Below are 16,085 nucleotides of genomic sequence, written 5' to 3'. Positions count from 1 at the left end.
GACAACTCGTCCGGCGTTCCCCCGGCCCGCTCTCAGAACAGTCCCAGCGACGGGACCGTCGAGTACTTCCACACGGTCAGGGCGACGAGGACGAGGCCGACGAGAACGGGCAGCGCCCACCCGACGAGGCGCTGCCTCTCACGGGGGGCGACCGCGTAGCCGGCCCCGATCGCCAGACCCACGACGAGCCCGCCCACGTGCGCCTCCCAGGCGATGTTGTCCACGAACAGCGGCAGCGCCATGTTGATGGCGATGAGCGCGACGATCTGCCCGGCGTTGCGTCCGAGCCGTCGCAGCACGGGGATGATCGCGCCGAACAGACCGAACACGGCGCCCGAGGCTCCGACAGCGGCCGTTCGCCAGCTCGGCCCCAGAGGATCCGCGAGGAGCAGGACCCCGACCGAACCGCCGACGGCGGCCAGCAGGTAGAGCGCGACGAAGCGTCCTCGCCCGAACGCCTGCTCGAGGAACGGGCCCACCAGCCAGAGCGCGTACATGTTGAACAGGATGTGCAGCGGGCTGGTCGAGTGCAGGAACGCCGTCGTGAGGAACCGATACGGGTCCTCCTGCCCTCCGGCAGGCCAGAACTCCCACATGGTGGTCCAGGTGCCGTTGATGCCGCCGGTGGCGAGCTGGAGCACCCAGCTCACGGCACACAGCCCGATGATCGTCAGCGTGACCACGGGACGCCCGCCCCGCACGGTGGCACCGAACACGGTCCGGCCGCTGCGGACCTGCTTCGCGGACTGCGCCACGCAGTCGACGCACTGGATACCCACCGCCGCCGGGCGCTGGCACTCCGGGCACGCGGGGCGCCCGCAGCGCTGGCAGCGCACGTAGGACACCCGGTCCGGGTGCCGGGGGCACACCGGGGGAGCAGCGCCCGACGGCGGGTCGGACTGAGGGGTGCTGATGGCTCGGCCCTCCGAGGGGTCGGGTCGGGTCAGTCCTCGACGGTGACCGAGTTGATGACGATGTCCTCGACCGGTCGGTCGCCGGGGCGCGTCGCCGTGGTCCCGATGGCGTCGACGATCGCGCGGGAGTCGTCGTCGGCCACCTTGCCGAAGATCGTGTGCTTGCCGTTCAGCCACGGGGTCTCACCGGTGGTGATGAAGAACTGCGAGCCGTTGGTGCCCTCGACCGCGCCCGTGACGGGGTTGCGACGCTTGCCCGCGTTGGCCATCGCCAGCAGGTACTTCTGGTCGAACACGAGCTCCGGGTGGATCTCGTCGTCGAACATGTAGCCCGGACCGCCGGTGCCGGTACCCAGCGGGTCGCCGCCCTGGATCATGAAGTTGTCGATCACGCGGTGGAAGATCACGCCGTCGTACAGGGGGTCGGTGCGCTCGGCGCCCGTGCGCGGGTCGGTCCAGGCGGTGGTGCCCCGGGCCAGCCCCACGAAGTTGGCGACCGTCTTGGGCGCGTGGTTCGGCAAGAGCTCGATGCGGATGTCACCGGCAGAGGTGTGGAGGGTTGCGAACATGGCTCCATCTTCTCACCACCACCATGAGGGCACGTCATCGGGCGTGTGACGGTGCATTCTCGGGCCGCCGGTGGCAGAGTGGTGCCATGGTGCAGACCCCGAAGATCGACTCCGCCAAGGTCAAGGACTCCGCTGCGGACGTCGCGGCCGCGCTGGTCGGTGCGGGCTCCCGCGCCGCCGACGGTGCCCGTGACGCCGCAGGTCAGGCCAAGGACTGGGCGGGCCCACGCGTCGACAGCTTCGTCGAGTGGCTCCGCCCGCGCGCCGAGAAGGCGTGGCAGGACAGCGTCCAGGCTGCCGCCCCCCGCGTCGAGGAGGCGGCAGGCAAGGCCGGCCCCTACATCGACACCGCGCACGACAAGATCGTGGACGAGTACCTGCCCAAGCTCGTCCTCGCGTTCAACGCGGCGGCGGAGCGCGCGTCGCTCACCGCCGACGAGGCCGCCAAGAGGGCAGGGAAGGCGGCGAAGGCCGCCGAGAAGGCCGCACGCAAGGCGCACCGCAAGTCGCGTCGACGCAAGGTATTCGTCTGGACCCTCGTCGTCGGCGGCGTGGCCGCAGGCGGGTACGCCCTCTACCGGCGCGCCCAGCCTCAGAACGACCCGTGGGCCGAGCCGTGGGAGCAGTCCTCCGCGCCCGACTTCGACGGGGTGGCGCGGGACGCGCGGCACGTCGTCGAGGATGCCGCGGAGGCGGTCGGCGAGGCCGCAGGTGCTGCGGTCGCCAAGGGCAAGGAGGCGTCCGAGAAGATCACCGAGCGCGCCACCCGTGCCCGCAAGAAGACCGGGGACGCCGCCGAGAAGGCCACCGACGCGGCAGAGGACGCCGGCGAGGCCGCTGCCGAGGCGTCCGAGGAGTCCACCGCGGCGGCGAAGGACGCCACGACGGACGACAACACGAAGTAGTCACTCCGAGCACAGCGCAAGAGCCCCCGTCCGCATCGGACGGGGGCTCTCGTGCTGTGTGGTGGAGCCAGGGGGACTCGAACCCCCAACCCCCTGCTTGCAAAGCAGGTGCGCTACCAATTGCGCCATGGCCCCCGGCGTGGGGGTCGCTCCGCTCAGTCGAGCGAGTCGGTGACCTCGGTCCACAGGTCCCGGTCGGCGGCGTCGGACGAGACGCGGCGCCACACGAGGTATCCGGCCGCTGCAGCCAGCAGCACGACGAACAGCTTCTTCATGCTCGACCTCCTCGTCAGGCGGGGGAGTGGGGCTAGGAGGACTTGAACCTCCGACCTCTTCCTTATCAGGGAAGCGCTCTAACCGTCTGAGCTATAGCCCCTCCGCACGTCCTCAGCGAGGGCGTGCAGCACGGAACATTACCGTACCGGGCGGCCCCGCCCCAAACCCTGGGCGGGCCGTCCGGGTGTGACGTCCGTCGCGCCGGTCACTCGTCGGTGAGGGTCAGGTGGACCCCGCCGACCAGCGCCGCCGTGATGTTGTAGAGGATCGCCAGGATGGTGGCGAGGGCCGTCATGAGCACCATGTTCACCAGCGCGATGAGCATCGACAGCGAGAGCATCCGGTTGAGCTCAACGAACTGTGTGATGTCGATCGCCTGCGGCCCCAGCGTCTCGACGAGGAAGTCCTGGATGGTGGCGAAGGTCCCGAGCGAGTTCAGCGAGTACCAGACCACCGTCGTGGCCACCACGACCATGATGCCGATCGCGAAGGACAGCAGGAAAGCCAGCTTCATGACCGACCACGGGTCCACGCGCGACACCGACAGCCGGACGCGCCGCACGCCGCCGACCGCCTCCGCGGCCATCGGCTGGGCACCGGTCTGCGGGGCGGCACCGGGCTGCCCGTCGGCCAGGGGCACCTGCTGCGCCGACCCGCGGACCCCGCCGGCCGAGTAGTGCATCTGCGGGCGCTGGTCGGGCTGGGCGGCGTCCGGTGCCGGCGGGGGCGGCGGGGTCGACGACGGCGTCCCGGACCGGTTCTCGGGCGTCGCGCCCGCCGACGTCGCGGAAGCGGCGGACTGCACCTTCTTGGCGGCCGTGCGCGCTGCCGCCAGCGCGGCGGCGGCGGCCTTGACCGCCCCGTCCTTGACCGGCGAGGCGGCCTGCTCCGTCCCGGCGCCCTGCGGGACCTCGGAGGTCGAGGCTCCCGTGCGGTGCGGCGTCTCGGAGCCCTGGGCGGTCGTGCCCCGCTCCGTACCGGCGGCGCCGTTCGGCGCGCTGCCGTTGGACGCGCTGCCGTTCGACGGCGTGGAGCTGCCGTCGCGCGTCGGCGTCTGCGGGGCGGGAACCGGCGCAAGCTGCTGCGTCGACTCGGCGGCGTCCGCCGTCGTCGTACCCGCCCGCGGTGAGGTGTTGTCGCTGGCCATCAGATGTTACCGTCCCCGGTGTCGTCCGGCTCCGGCGGTGTCGCCGGGGCGTCCTGCTCCAGGTCGCCGTCGGCGGCCTGTTCCTCCACGCTAACCGACTCCGCCTCCTCGCGACGCTCGACGTTCCGGGCGACGGCGATGATGCGGTCGGACTTGTCCGGCTTCGCGAAGGTGACTCCCTGCGTGGTACGGCCGGTGAGGTTCACCTCGTCCACCCGGGAGCGCACGATCTTGCCACCCTGCATGATGACGAGCACCTCGGTGTCCGCCTCCGTGATCAGCGCACCGACCAGGTCGCCGCGGGCCTCGACCAGGTTCGCCACCTTGATCCCGAACCCGTTGCGGCCCTGCAGCCGGTACTCGTCGATCCGCGTCCGCTTGGCGAACCCGCCCTCGGTGACCACGAACAGGTCGGTGCCGGGTTCCACCACGTCCGCGGCGAGGAGCTCGTCACCGTCGCGGAACTTCATGCCCGTCACGCCCGACGTCGCCCGGCCCATCGGCCGCAACGTCTCGTCGTCCGCGGCGAACCGGATGGACTGGCCCTTGCGCGAGACGAGGATCAGCTCGTCGTCCGCGTCCACGAGCCGGGCCGACACGAGCTCGTCCGCCGCGCCGTCGTCGTCCGTGCGCAGGTTGATGGCGATGAGGCCGCCGCTGCGCGGGGAGTCGTAGTCGGTCAGGCGGGTCTTCTTGACCAGGCCGCGGCGGGTGGCGAGCACCAGGTACTCGGCGTCGTCGTAGTCCCGCAGCGCCATCACCTGGGCGATCTTCTCCCCCGGCTGGAACGCCAGCAGGTTCGCCACGTGCTGACCCTTGGCGTCCCGGGCCTGCTCCGGCAGCTCGTAGCCCTTGGCGCGGTAGACGCGGCCGGCGTCGGTGAAGAACAGCAGCCAGTGGTGGGTGGTGGTGACGAAGAAGTGGTCGACGATGTCGTCCTCGCGCAGCTGCGCGCCACGGATGCCCTTGCCGCCACGGCGCTGGGCCCGGTAGGAGTCCGTCCGGGTGCGCTTCGCGTACCCACCGCGCGTGATCGTGACGACCACGTCCTCCTCGGGGATGAGGTCCTCGACCGACATGTCGCCGTCGAACGGCAGGATCGAGGTGCGGCGCTCGTCGCCCCACTTCTCGGTGACCTCGTCCAGCTCCTCGCCGACGATGGTGCGCTGCCGTTCGGGCCGGGCCAGGATGTCCTCGTAGTCGAGGATCTCGGCCTGCAGCTTGGCGTGCTCGTCCAGGATCCGCTGCCGCTCGAGCGCGGCCAGACGGCGCAGCTGCAGCGCGAGGATGGCGTTCGCCTGGGTCTCGTCGATCCCGAGCAGCTCCATCAGACCCGTGCGGGCCTGGTCGGCGTCGGGGGACCGGCGGATGAGCGCGATGACCTCGTCCAGCGCGTCGAGCGCCTTGAGGTAGCCCTCGTAGATGTGGATCTGCTCCTGGGCGGCCCGCAGCAGGTAGGCCGTCCGGCGCCGCACCACGTCGATCTGGTGCTGGGTCCAGTGCCGCACGAACGCGTCGAGGCTCAGCGTGCGAGGCACCTCGTCGACCAGGGCCAGCATGTTCGCGCTGAAGTTGTCCTGCAGCGGCGTGTGCTTGTAGAGGTTGTTGAGGACCACCTTGGCCACGGCGTCGCGCTTGAGGACGATCACGAGCCGCTGGCCGGTGCGGCCGGACGTCTCGTCGCGGATGTCTGCGATGCCGGCGATGCGGCCGTCGTTGACCAGGTCGGCGATCTTGGTCGCGAGGTTGTCCGGGTTGACCATGTACGGCAGCTCGGTGACCACGAGGCAGATCCGGTTCTGGATCTCCTCGACGTTGACCACCGCACGCATCGTGATCGAGCCGCGACCGGTGCGGTAGGCGTCCTCGATGCCCTTGGTGCCCAGGATCTGCGCGCCCGTCGGGAAGTCGGGGCCCTTGATGCGCTGCATCAGCGCGGCCAGCAGCTCTTCCTTGGTCGCCTCGGGGTGCGCCAGGTGCCACCGCACGCCCTCGGCGACCTCGCGCAGGTTGTGCGGCGGGATGTTCGTGGCCATGCCGACGGCGATGCCCGCCGAGCCGTTGACCAGCAGGTTGGGGATGCGCGCGGGGAGCACCGTGGGCTCACGGGTGCGACCGTCGTAGTTGTCCTGGAAGTCGACGGTGTCCTTGTCGATGTCCCGGACCATCTCGAGGGCGAGCGGGGCCATGCGGCACTCGGTGTACCGCGGGGCGGCCGCCGGGTCGCTGCCCGGGGACCCGAAGTTCCCCTGGCCGGCCACGAGCGGGTAGCGCAGCACCCAGTCCTGCACCAGGCGCACCAGGGCGTCGTAGATCGCCGTGTCCCCGTGCGGGTGGTACTTGCCCATGACGTCGCCGACGACGCGCGAGCACTTCGAGAACGCGCGGTCGGGCCGGTACCCGCCGTCGTACATGGCGTACAGCACCCGGCGGTGCACCGGCTTGAGGCCGTCTCGCACGTCCGGCAGCGCTCGACTCACGATGACGCTCATCGCGTAGTCGAGGTAGCTGCGCTGCATCTCGAGCTGGAGGTCGACCTGCTCGATGCGGCCGTGCTGCACGATCGACGCGGACCCTGAGGCCGTGCCGTCCGTCGTGTCGGGTCCGGGAGTCTCGTCCGTCACCGTCTACCGTTCCTTCCTGCGCCGCCAGGGCGCGGGTCCCGCTGCCGTCCTGCTCTGTACGTCTGGTCGCGGCGTTCTGTACACGCCCCGACCTGGTCAGATGTCCAGGAAGCGGACGTCCTTGGCGTTGCGCTGGATGAAGCTGCGGCGGGACTCGACGTCCTCGCCCATGAGCACCGAGAAGATCTCGTCCGCCGCGGCGGCGTCGTCCACCGTCACCTGCAGCAGCGTGCGGTGCTCCGGGTCCATCGTGGTGTCCCACAGCTCGGTGTAGTCCATCTCGCCCAGACCCTTGTACCGCTGGATCCCGTTGTCCTTCGGGATCCGCTTGCCGGCCGCGAGGCCCTGCTGGAGGAACGCGTCGCGCTCCCGGTCCGAGTAGACGTAGTCGTGCGGCGCGTTCGACCACTTGAGCCGGTACAGCGGCGGCTGGGCCAGGTACACGTACCCGTGCTCGATCAGCGGTCGCATGTACCGGAAGAGCAACGTGAGCAGCAGGGTGCAGATGTGCTGGCCGTCGACGTCGGCGTCGGCCATGAGCACGATCTTGTGGTACCGCAGCTTGGTGATGTCGAAGTCCTCGCCGATCCCGGTGCCGAACGCCGTGATGAGCGCCTGGACCTCTGCGTTCGACAGCGCCTTGTCCAGGCGAGCCCGCTCGACGTTGAGGATCTTGCCGCGCAGCGGGAGGATCGCCTGGTGGTGCGGGTCGCGCCCGCGCACCGCCGACCCGCCGGCCGAGTCACCCTCGACGATGTAGATCTCGCACTCGTCGGGCCGGTTCGACTGGCAGTCCTTGAGCTTGCCCGGCATCCCGCCGGAGTTGAGGATCCCCTTGCGGCGCGTGGCCTCGCGGGCCTTGCGGGCCGCGATCCGTGCCTGCGACGCCGAGATCGCCTTGCGGATGATGTCCCGGGCCTCGTTCGGGTGGGCGTCGAACCAGTCGACCAGCCGCTCGCGCACGATGCGCTGCACGAAGGTCTTCGCCTCGGTGTTGCCGAGCTTCGTCTTGGTCTGCCCCTCGAACTGCGGCTCGGAGAGCTTGACGCTCAGGACGGCCGTGAGGCCCTCGCGGATGTCGTCACCCGTGAGGTTCTCGTCCTTGTCCTTGAGGATCGCCTTGTCGCGGGCGTACGCGTTGACCAGCGTGGTCATCGCGGCGCGGAAGCCCTCCTCGTGGGTGCCGCCCTCCGTCGTCGAGATCGTGTTGGCGAACGTGTGGACGGACTCGCTGTAGGCCGTGGTCCACTGCAGCGCGATCTCCAGGGAGATGTGCTGGGCGGTGTCCTCCGCCTCGATGTCGATGATCTCCGGGTGGACGATCTCGGCCTTCTTGGCGCCGTTGATGTGGGCGACGTAGTCCCGCAGGCCGCCGTCGTACTTGAAGGTCACCGTCCGGGCCGCCCCGGCCGCCGACGTGGCCTCGTGCACCGCGTCGTCGTTGGCCTCCTCGTCCGGGCCCTCCCCGTCCGCGGCCGCGACCGCGGCGAGAACCTCGCGCGCGTCGATCGCGCCGGTGACCTCGTCCGGACCCGACACGTGCTCGGTGCGCTCGTCGGTCAGCGTGATCCGCAGGCCCTTGTTGAGGAAGGCCATCTGCTGGAACCGTGCCCGCAGGGTCTCGAAGTCGAAGTCCGTGGTCTCGAAGATCGTGCCGTCGGCCCAGAACGTCTGGGTGGTCCCGGTCTCCTCCGTCGGCTCGAGCCGCTGCAGCTCACCGACCGGGGCGCCGCCGTCGGCGAACTCCTGGCGCCAGGCGTAGCCGTCCCGCCGGACCTCGGTGACGACGCGGCGCGAGAGCGCGTTGACGACCGAGATGCCGACGCCGTGCAGACCACCGGAGACGGCATAGCCGCCGCCGCCGAACTTGCCACCGGCGTGCAGGATCGTCATGACGACCTCGACCGTGGGGCGGCCCTCGGTGGGGTGCATCGCCACCGGGATGCCGCGGCCGTTGTCCGCGACGCGCACGCCGCCGTCGGCCAGGAGTGTCACGTCGATGGTGTCGGCCTCGCCGGCGAGGGCCTCGTCCACCGAGTTGTCCACCACCTCGTAGACCAGGTGGTGCAGACCGCGCTCGCCGGTGGACCCGATGTACATGCCGGGTCGCTTGCGGACGGCCTCGAGTCCCTCGAGGACGGTGATGTTCCCGGCGTCGTACGTGCCGTCGGATCGCTGAGCCACAGGCTGGAGCACTCCTCGTCGTCCAGGCACGCGACAGGGTCTCCCGGACGGGTGGTCCGGGCCGCGACACAAGGACGGGCACGCAGGGTGCCGGCCGCGGGTCGGTGCCGTGCGCCACCGGGAGACCACCGGGGCCCGAGCGCTCGACGACCGGCCTGGCGTGCTAGGACGAAGAGGCCGGTCGCAGTGATCTCACGGGCCCGGGAAACCACCCGGGGGCACCGGCCCAGTCTACCGTGAAAGCGCAAGAAATCGCGGGTCCGGGGCCCCCGGGCGTGTGGGTTCTCACACGTTTTCCACAGCCTTCTCCACACCGTTCCACGGCGCGGGCCACGGCGGTCACCCGTAGGTGTCCCCAGGACCCGGACCACGCACCGAACGACGCCCCCGACGGAAGCTCGGACCCGACGGGCCCAGCACCGTGATCCGCTCGACGACGCCCTCGCCGACCTCCTCGTCGAGCCGGCGCTGCAACGTCGGCAGCAGCAGCCGGACCTGCGTGGCCCACGCGGTCGAGTCGGCCCGGACCACCAGCACCTTGTCCTCGAACGTCTCCGGCGTGCAGTGCTGCGCCACCTGGGCCCCGACCACCTCGCTCCACCGGCCCACCACGCCGCCGACGGAGACCTCCTCCGTCCAGCCCTTCTCCCGCAGCAGACGGGACACCACGTCCGAGACCAGCCGCGGATCCCGTGCCCCGGGTCCCTTCCCGGGATCCCTGCGCGGCTCGGCCAGCGGGGAGCGCCGCGCCGGCGACCCCGGACGCAGGCCCCGCGCGCGCGCAGCCGCCTTGGCGCGGTTGAGCGCCTCGCGCGCGACCTCCGCCGCAGGGGTCAGCTCGGTGCGTTCGACGACGGGCCGGGGGTCCCGGGACGCGTCCGGCCCGACGTCGGGCGCTGCGTCGTCGTCGCGACCGGCGTCGCGACCGGCGTCGCCGTGGAGACCGGACGTGCCGACGGCGTCGCCCCGGGCGCGCCGCGAGGACCCCGGCGGCCCCTCAGGCACGTCGCACCGTACCCTCGCCGACCTCGAAGCGCGCTCCGAGGAGCTGGGCCGGCACGTCCTGCGGCACGGCCGCCGTGACGAGCACCTGACGCGCCTGGGCCACCAGCTCGGCCAGCCGCTCCCGACGCCGCACGTCGAGCTCGGCGAAGACGTCGTCGAGGATGAGCACCGGGTCGGCGTCCGACCCGTGGTCCGGGTCCCAGAACACCGCGTCCGGTGCCGCCGGCTCGGCTGCGCCGCCCAGGAGGCGGAACGACGCCAGCCGCAGTGCCAGCGCGAACGACCACGACTCCCCGTGGCTCGCGTAACCCTTGGCCGGCAGACCGCCCAGGTCGAGCGTCAGGTCGTCGCGGTGCGGACCGACCAGGCTCTGACCCCGCTCGATCTCCGCGGGGCGCTGCTCCTGGATCGCCGCGAGCATCGCCTTCTCCAGGTCCTCGACCGGCGCCGGACCGCTCACGTCCGGTGTCCCGCCGTCGGGCACCACACGCGAGCGGTAGCCCACGTGCGCCTGGCCGTCCGCGTCGCTGACCTGCTCGTACGCCGCCGCCACCGCAGGTTGCAGCGCCCGGACCAGTGCGGTGCGCCACGCCAGCACCTGAGCGCCGAGCTGGGCCGCCCGCGCGTCCCACACCTCCAGGGCCGACAGGTCGGGCTCACGCCCGGCCGCCCGGTGCCCCCGCAACGACTTCAGCAGGGCCGAGCGCTGACGCACCACGCGCTCGTAGTCGGACAGCACGCCCGCTGCCCGGGGCAGGAGCTGCACGACGAGCTGGTCGAGGAACCGGCGGCGACCGTCGGGATCACCCTTGACGAGCGCCAGGTCCTCCGGGGCGAACAGCACCGTCCGCAGGATCCCCAGGACGTCACGGGCCCGGCCGAGCTGACCCCGGTTGATGCGAGCCCGGTTCGCCTTGCCTGCCGTGATCTCCAGCTCCACCGTGGAGGCGCGCTCGGAACGCACGACTCGCGTACGCACCACCGCCCGCTGGGCCCCGGCGCGGATCAGCGGCGTGTCGTTCGCGACCCGGTGGCTGCCCAGGGTCGCGACGTAGCCGATCGCCTCCACGAGGTTCGTCTTGCCCCGACCGTTGCGGCCGACGAAGGCGTTCGGCCCCGGCTCCAGCTCGACGTCGACCGCCTCGTAGGAACGGAAGTCGAGCAGCGACAGGTGCGAGACGTACATGACCCCAGTGTGGCGCGCCTACTCGGCGGGCTTCACCGCGTGGCCACCGAACTGCTGACGCAGGGCCGCCACGGCCTTCATCGCGGGCGACTCGGTCTGCCGCGAGGCGAACCGCGCGAACAGCGCGGCGGAGATCACGGGGAGCGGCACGGCGTTGTCGATCGCCTCGTCCACCGTCCAGCGGCCCTCGCCCGAGTCGTCCACCCAGTCGTCGATCGCGCGCAGGTCCGGGTCGTCCTCGAGCGCCTTGACCATGAGGTCCAGCAGCCAGGACCGGACGACGGTGCCGCGCGTCCACGCCTTCATCGTGCCGTGGACGTCGGTGACCACGTCCTCCTTGGCGGACAGCAGCTCGTAGCCCTCCGCGTACGCCTGCATGAGGCCGTACTCGATGCCGTTGTGCACCATCTTGGCGAAGTGGCCGGCACCGACCTTCCCCGCGTGCACGAATCCCTCCTCGCGCGGTCCCTCGGGGCGCAGGGCGTCGAAGACGGGCATGAGGTGCTCGACCTGGTCGTCGGGGCCGCCGCACATCAGGCCGTAGCCGTTCTCCAGGCCCCAGATGCCGCCGGAGACACCGACATCGACGTAGCCGATACCGCGTTCGCCCAGCTCGGCGGCCCGGGCCTGGTCCTCCGGGTAGTGCGAGTTGCCGCCCTCGACGACGATGTCTCCCGCGTCCATCAGCGTGCCGAGCTCGTCGACCACCCCCCGGGTGGGTTCACCGGCCGGCACCATCACCCACACGACCCGGCGCGGGGACGGCAGCGCGGCGACGAGGTCGGCGAGGGAGGCGACGTCGGAGACCTCCGGTCGTGGGTCGTACCCCGTGACCTCGATCCCCGCGCGGCGCAGCCGCTCGCGCATGTTGTTGCCCATCTTGCCGAGACCGACCAGACCCATGTGGGTGACCATGCGGATGACCTCCTGCGGTTGCGTCGCTGCGAGCGTACGGGGCGGGACTCGGCGTCGCGCGGGCAACGCCTCAGGACGAGAAGCGGATGGGCACCAGCAGGTAGCGGTAGTGCGAGGAGTCCTCGCCGTCCAGGGACTCCTGGCCGGTGAACTCCACGGGCTTGTTGGGGTGCGTGAACGACATCCGCACGAAGTCGGTGCCGAGGGCGCCGAGCCCGTCGAGCAGGAACTGGGGGTTGAAGGCCACCTGGATGTCCTCGCCGACGAGCACCGCCTCCAGCGCCTCGGACGCCTGCGCGTCGTCGCCCTGCCCGGCGTCGAGCACGACCTGCCCCTCGGAGAAGGCGAGGCGGATCGGGGTGTTGCGCTCGGCGACGAGGGCGACACGCTTGGCGGCGTCGATGAGGGCCTGGGTGGGCACGACGGCGTGGATCGGCGTGGCATCGGGGAACAGCCGACGCACGGCCGGGTAGTCACCGTCGACGAGCTGGGAGGTGGTGTGGCGACCGCCGGCCTCGAACCCGATCAGCTCGATGCCGTCACCGGTGCTCAGCCCGATGTTCACCAGCCCGCCGCCGGATCCCAGCGACTTCGCGACGTCGTTGAGCGTGCGCGCCCGGACGAGGGCCACCGCGGAGAATCCGGGGGTGGCGGGGGTCCAGGTCAGCTCGCGCAGTGCGAGCCGGTAGCGGTCCGTGGCGAGCAGGGTGATGTGCTCACCCTCGATCTCCATCCGCACGCCGGTGAGCAGCGGCAGGGTGTCGTCCCGGCTCGCCGCCACGCTGACCTGCGCGACGGCGTGGGTCAGGGCGTCGCCGGCGACGGTCCCGGACAGCTCGGGCATCGCCGGCAGGGCCGGGTACTCCTCGACCGGCATGGTGAGCAGCGTGAAGCGGGAGGCGCCGCACGTCAGGGCCACCTTGTTGGCCTCGACGGTGACCTCGACCGGCTTGTTGGGCAGTGCCCGCGAGATCTCCGCGAGGAGCCGACCCGAGACGAGCACCGTGCCCGGCTCGGCGACCTCCGCGGGGATCTCGGAACGGGCCGAGACCTCGTAGTCGAAGCTGGTCAGCGTGATGGACCCGCCGGCGTCCGCCTCGAGCCGCACGCCGGCGAGCACGGGAGCCGGCGGCCGCGTGGGAAGCGTGCGGGCCGTCCAGGTCACGGCTTCGGCCAGGACGTCGCGCTCAACCCGGAACTTCATCCCACTCCTCAGTGTCCTCGTGCCCTGCGACGTGCGCGGTGCCGGGAGAAACCCTGCGAGCTCGCCCCCGACCTGCAGCCGGTCGACGCCTCGGGATTCGTCGCGAGACCTGCGCCGTCGTCCGTGCAAACCCTACCGTGCCGCGGCGGTCCGGCACCCGTGGAGCTCCTGGATGTCGTGCGGTCGGACGGGCCATGAAGGCGGATGGTGCCTCTGGAGGAAGAAACCCGTTCATCGTCGTCGTAGGGCCTGTGGATTCTGGGGAAAGGCGCTGTCTTGGCAGGTCAGAGCGTCTTTCTGGGTGTGGACCCACCTGGGGGCGAACCTGTGGGCAACTCGGGGTGCCTGGGGACGGCGAAATCTGTACCCACAGGCGTCCACCGATTCGCACGTGGTCGTCCACCGTCCGCACGGCGTGTTCCACAGGCGTCCACAACTTTGTCCACAGGTGTGTATCGGAGGTCTGCGCCGGTTCGGCAGGTTGTCCACCTCTAGGGTCCACAAGGGTGGGGACGACGGTGGGAAAACTCCGGAATGCCGGGACTGCACCTGTGGGCAACTCTGTGCAAAGCCGTTCTCCACAGGGGTGTGGACACTGTGGATCAGCCGCGGTGCTGCTGCTTGATGCGGCTCGTGAGCTCCGTGACCTGGTTGTAGGTGGATCGGCGCTCCGCCATCTGTCCGGCGATCTTCTTGTTGGCGTGCATGACCGTGGTGTGGTCACGGCCCCCGAACTGCTGTCCGATCTTGGGCAGGGACAGGTCGGTCATCTCGCGGCACAGGTACATCGCGATCTGGCGGGCGGTCACGAGCACGCGGGAGCGGGACGAGCCGCACAGGTCGTCGATGGTCAGGCCGAAGTAGGCGGCCGTCTGGGCGATGACGAGCGCCGGGGTGATCTCCGCGGCACGGTCGTCGTCCGTGATCAGGTCCTTGAGGACGATCTCCGTCAGCGCCGGGTCGACCTGCTGCTTGTTGAGGTTCGCGAACGCCGTGACGCGGATGAGGGCGCCCTCGAGCTCGCGGATGTTGGAGGAGATGCGCGAGGCGATGTAGCTCAGCGCCTCGTCCGGCACGGCGAGGTGCTCGCTGGCCGCCTTCTTGCGCAGGATCGCGATGCGGGTCTCGAGGTCCGGCGGCTGGACGTCGGTGATGAGGCCCCACTCGAACCGTGATCGCAGGCGGTCCTCGAAGCCGTCGAGCTGCTTGGGCGGGACGTCGGACGTGATGACGACCTGCTTGTCGGCGTTGTGCAGGGCGTTGAACGTGTGGAAGAACTCCTCCATCGTCTGTTCCTTGCCCTGGAGGAACTGGATGTCGTCGATGAGCAGCACGTCGACGTCCCGGTAGCGCCGCTGGAACGCGCCGGTGCGCCCCTCGCCGATGGAGTTGATGAAGTCGTTGGTGAACTCCTCCGAGTTCACGTACCGCACGCGCACGTGGGGGTACAGGTTGTGCGCGTAGTGCCCGATGGCGTGCAGGAGGTGCGTCTTGCCCAGGCCGGAGTCGCCGTAGATGAAGAGCGGGTTGTACGCCTTGGCAGGTGCCTCGGCGACGGCGACGGCCGCCGCGTGGGCGAACCGGTTGGAGGATCCGATGACGAACGTCTCGAAGATGTACTTCGGGTTGAGGCGGGTCGCCTCCGCGGACTCCCGGCGGTCGACCGGAGGCGCCGCCGGCGTCGGCGGCTCGTCCACCGCGGGCTCGTCCTGCGGGGGCGTGTAGTCCTGCGCGGGGCCGGTGAGGGCGTCGTGGCTCAGCTCGGGATCCACGGTGATGCCGAAACGCATGTCGCGACCGATGGTCGCCGACATGGCCGAGACGAGCTGGTCGCGCAGGCTCGTCTCCAGATAGGTGCGCGTCTGCTCGTGCGGGACGGCGATGAAGACGGTGTCGTCGACGATCGCCATGGGCTTGGCCAGCTTGATGAAGGCGAGCTGGCGCGGCGTCATGTCGGGCCGTGCCTCGAGCGTCGCCAACGTCTGTGCCCAGACGTCGGTGATGTTCTCGTCGGGCTGGGGCACGGGCTCCTCCGGACTTGCTCGGGTGCGATGTCCACATAGTTTTCCACACCCTGTGGAGCCTGTGGACACGGGTGTGGACGAAGGCGCCGGACCGGGCCGTGTGTCGTCGTCGTCACGCCGGCGGCAGTTGACCTCGGGCCGTCCGACGGCGTAACGTCGGACAGCCGTTCCAGGTACTTTCGTGCGCCCTCGTCCGGGCGCGAGCCTCGGGTCGGCCCGGTCGATCACCTGCCTGGGCAGGGAAACGGCCTGCAACCTGACCGACATCGTCGAGGACCTGACGGTGTGTCTCCCCGACGTTACTTGGAGTACCTCGTGAGCAAGCGGACCTTCCAGCCGAACAACCGCCGTCGTGCCAAGACCCACGGCTTCCGTCTGCGCATGCGCACGCGCGGCGGCCGCGCGATCCTGGCGAACCGTCGCCGCAAGGGTCGCGCCGAGCTCTCTGCCTGAGCGATGCTGCCCGCGGCGCGCCGCATGCGCCGCTCCGTCGACTTCGAACGGGCGGTGCGGCGTGGCGCGCGCGCAGGACGATCGACCGTGGTCGTCCACCTGGTCCGCGTGCCGGACCGGGCGGACGGACCGCTGGTCGGTCTTGTCGTCTCCAAGGCCGTCGGCAACGCCGTGCACCGGAACCTCGTCAAGCGCCGCCTCCGCGGTGCCGCAGCGTGCCACCTCGGCGCGTTGCCGGACGACTCCCTGATGGTGCTGCGAGCCCTGCCGGGTGCGGCCGACGCGAGCTATGAGCGGCTCGAGCGCGACGTGACGCGGGGGATCGAGAAGGCCCTCGTCCGGTCCGGAGAGCGGTCGCGATGACCGGCACCGTGCTCGACCGGAGCCGCGAGCTGGTCCGCGCTCTGCCCACCGCCGTGCTGGTGGGTGCGATCAGGGTCTACCAGGCCGTCGTGTCGCCCTGGACCGGACCGACCTGCAAGTACTACCCCTCCTGCTCGCACTACGCCATCCTGGCGGTGCGACGCCACGGACCGCTGCGCGGCACAGGAATGGCCCTCTGGCGAATCCTGCGGTGCAACCCCTGGAGCCTGGGCGGTGTCGACGACGTACCGCCGGCTCGGTCGCACGAGCACCGCGGCGCCCGCACGCACTGACCTCCCGGGAGCGCGCCACCCGG

15 protein-coding genes and 2 tRNA genes are annotated in these 16,085 nt (G+C 70.8%); 4 read left to right on the top strand and 13 right to left on the bottom strand.

Features of this window, described 5'->3' with window-relative positions:
• Positions 1–32: 32 nt before the first annotated feature.
• Entirely contained in the window at positions 33–755 is a 723-nt protein-coding gene (locus ACIQLL_RS04605) for a rhomboid family intramembrane serine protease (RefSeq protein ID WP_402463815.1), read from the bottom strand.
• 188 nt (positions 756–943) lie between these two features.
• Positions 944–1,483, bottom strand: coding sequence for a peptidylprolyl isomerase (locus ACIQLL_RS04600; protein ID WP_402463813.1), 540 nt, complete (start codon positions 1,481–1,483; stop codon positions 944–946).
• A gap of 86 nt (positions 1,484–1,569) precedes the next feature.
• Here ACIQLL_RS04600 and ACIQLL_RS04595 point away from each other — a divergent pair, with 86 nt between their 5' ends.
• Positions 1,570–2,388, top strand: coding sequence for a hypothetical protein (locus ACIQLL_RS04595; protein ID WP_402463811.1), 819 nt, complete (start codon positions 1,570–1,572; stop codon positions 2,386–2,388).
• A 59-nt stretch (positions 2,389–2,447) separates the two neighbouring features.
• Here ACIQLL_RS04595 and ACIQLL_RS04590 read toward each other — a convergent pair.
• From ACIQLL_RS04590 to dnaA, 11 genes are all read right to left on the bottom strand, one after another.
• Positions 2,448–2,523, bottom strand: a tRNA-Ala gene (locus ACIQLL_RS04590).
• Positions 2,524–2,543: 20 nt separating this feature from the next.
• Positions 2,544–2,663: a DLW-39 family protein gene (locus ACIQLL_RS04585; protein ID WP_216645792.1), complete on the bottom strand. Its 120-nt coding sequence runs from the start codon at positions 2,661–2,663 to the stop codon at positions 2,544–2,546.
• A 27-nt stretch (positions 2,664–2,690) separates the two neighbouring features.
• Positions 2,691–2,764, bottom strand: a tRNA-Ile gene (locus ACIQLL_RS04580).
• Positions 2,765–2,869: 105 nt separating this feature from the next.
• Complete coding sequence (locus ACIQLL_RS04575) at positions 2,870–3,811, bottom strand: DUF3566 domain-containing protein (protein WP_402463808.1); 942 nt, start codon at positions 3,809–3,811, stop codon at positions 2,870–2,872.
• A complete protein-coding gene (gyrA, locus tag ACIQLL_RS04570; protein WP_402463806.1) occupies positions 3,811–6,435 on the bottom strand; it encodes a DNA gyrase subunit A in 2,625 nt (874 codons plus the stop codon). Before gyrA ends, ACIQLL_RS04575 begins: the two co-directional genes overlap by 1 nt.
• 96 nt (positions 6,436–6,531) lie before the next feature.
• Entirely contained in the window at positions 6,532–8,619 is a 2,088-nt protein-coding gene (gene gyrB / locus ACIQLL_RS04565) for a DNA topoisomerase (ATP-hydrolyzing) subunit B (protein WP_402463805.1), read from the bottom strand.
• Between the two features lie 339 nt (positions 8,620–8,958).
• Positions 8,959–9,624: a DUF721 domain-containing protein gene (locus ACIQLL_RS04560; RefSeq protein ID WP_402463803.1), complete on the bottom strand. Its 666-nt coding sequence runs from the start codon at positions 9,622–9,624 to the stop codon at positions 8,959–8,961.
• A complete protein-coding gene (recF, locus tag ACIQLL_RS04555) occupies positions 9,617–10,810 on the bottom strand; it encodes a DNA replication/repair protein RecF (protein WP_402463801.1) in 1,194 nt (397 codons plus the stop codon). The genes ACIQLL_RS04560 and recF overlap by 8 nt, the downstream gene beginning before the upstream one ends.
• An 18-nt stretch (positions 10,811–10,828) precedes the next feature.
• Positions 10,829–11,725, bottom strand: coding sequence for a phosphogluconate dehydrogenase (NAD(+)-dependent, decarboxylating) (gnd, locus tag ACIQLL_RS04550; RefSeq protein WP_402463799.1), 897 nt, complete (start codon positions 11,723–11,725; stop codon positions 10,829–10,831).
• A 70-nt stretch (positions 11,726–11,795) separates the two neighbouring features.
• Positions 11,796–12,929 carry a DNA polymerase III subunit beta gene (gene dnaN / locus ACIQLL_RS04545; RefSeq protein WP_402463797.1) on the bottom strand — a complete coding sequence of 378 codons (1,134 nt, stop codon included), beginning with the start codon at positions 12,927–12,929 and terminating at the stop codon, positions 11,796–11,798.
• 602 nt (positions 12,930–13,531) lie between these two features.
• Entirely contained in the window at positions 13,532–14,953 is a 1,422-nt protein-coding gene (gene dnaA / locus ACIQLL_RS04540) for a chromosomal replication initiator protein DnaA (RefSeq protein ID WP_402463795.1), read from the bottom strand.
• 315 nt (positions 14,954–15,268) lie between these two features.
• On the opposite strand from dnaA, the gene rpmH reads away from it, so the two are divergent.
• The 3 genes from rpmH to yidD are packed head-to-tail and all read left to right on the top strand — an operon-like array spanning position 15,269 to position 16,062.
• Positions 15,269–15,406 carry a 50S ribosomal protein L34 gene (rpmH, locus tag ACIQLL_RS04535; RefSeq protein ID WP_402463793.1) on the top strand — a complete coding sequence of 46 codons (138 nt, stop codon included), beginning with the start codon at positions 15,269–15,271 and terminating at the stop codon, positions 15,404–15,406.
• Between the two features lie 3 nt (positions 15,407–15,409).
• A complete protein-coding gene (gene rnpA, locus ACIQLL_RS04530; RefSeq protein WP_402463791.1) occupies positions 15,410–15,769 on the top strand; it encodes a ribonuclease P protein component in 360 nt (119 codons plus the stop codon).
• Positions 15,766–16,062, top strand: a complete 297-nt coding sequence (gene yidD, locus ACIQLL_RS04525) for a membrane protein insertion efficiency factor YidD (protein ID WP_402463789.1) — start codon at positions 15,766–15,768, stop codon at positions 16,060–16,062. The genes rnpA and yidD overlap by 4 nt, the downstream gene beginning before the upstream one ends.
• Positions 16,063–16,085 lie beyond the last annotated feature (23 nt).

The sequence above is a fragment of the Isoptericola aurantiacus genome (assembly GCF_044769875.1).
Classification (GTDB): Bacteria; Actinomycetota; Actinomycetes; order Actinomycetales; family Cellulomonadaceae; genus Isoptericola; species Isoptericola aurantiacus.
Note: the sequence above shows the minus strand (reverse complement) of the source record. Positions and strands in the feature narration are given on the sequence as shown.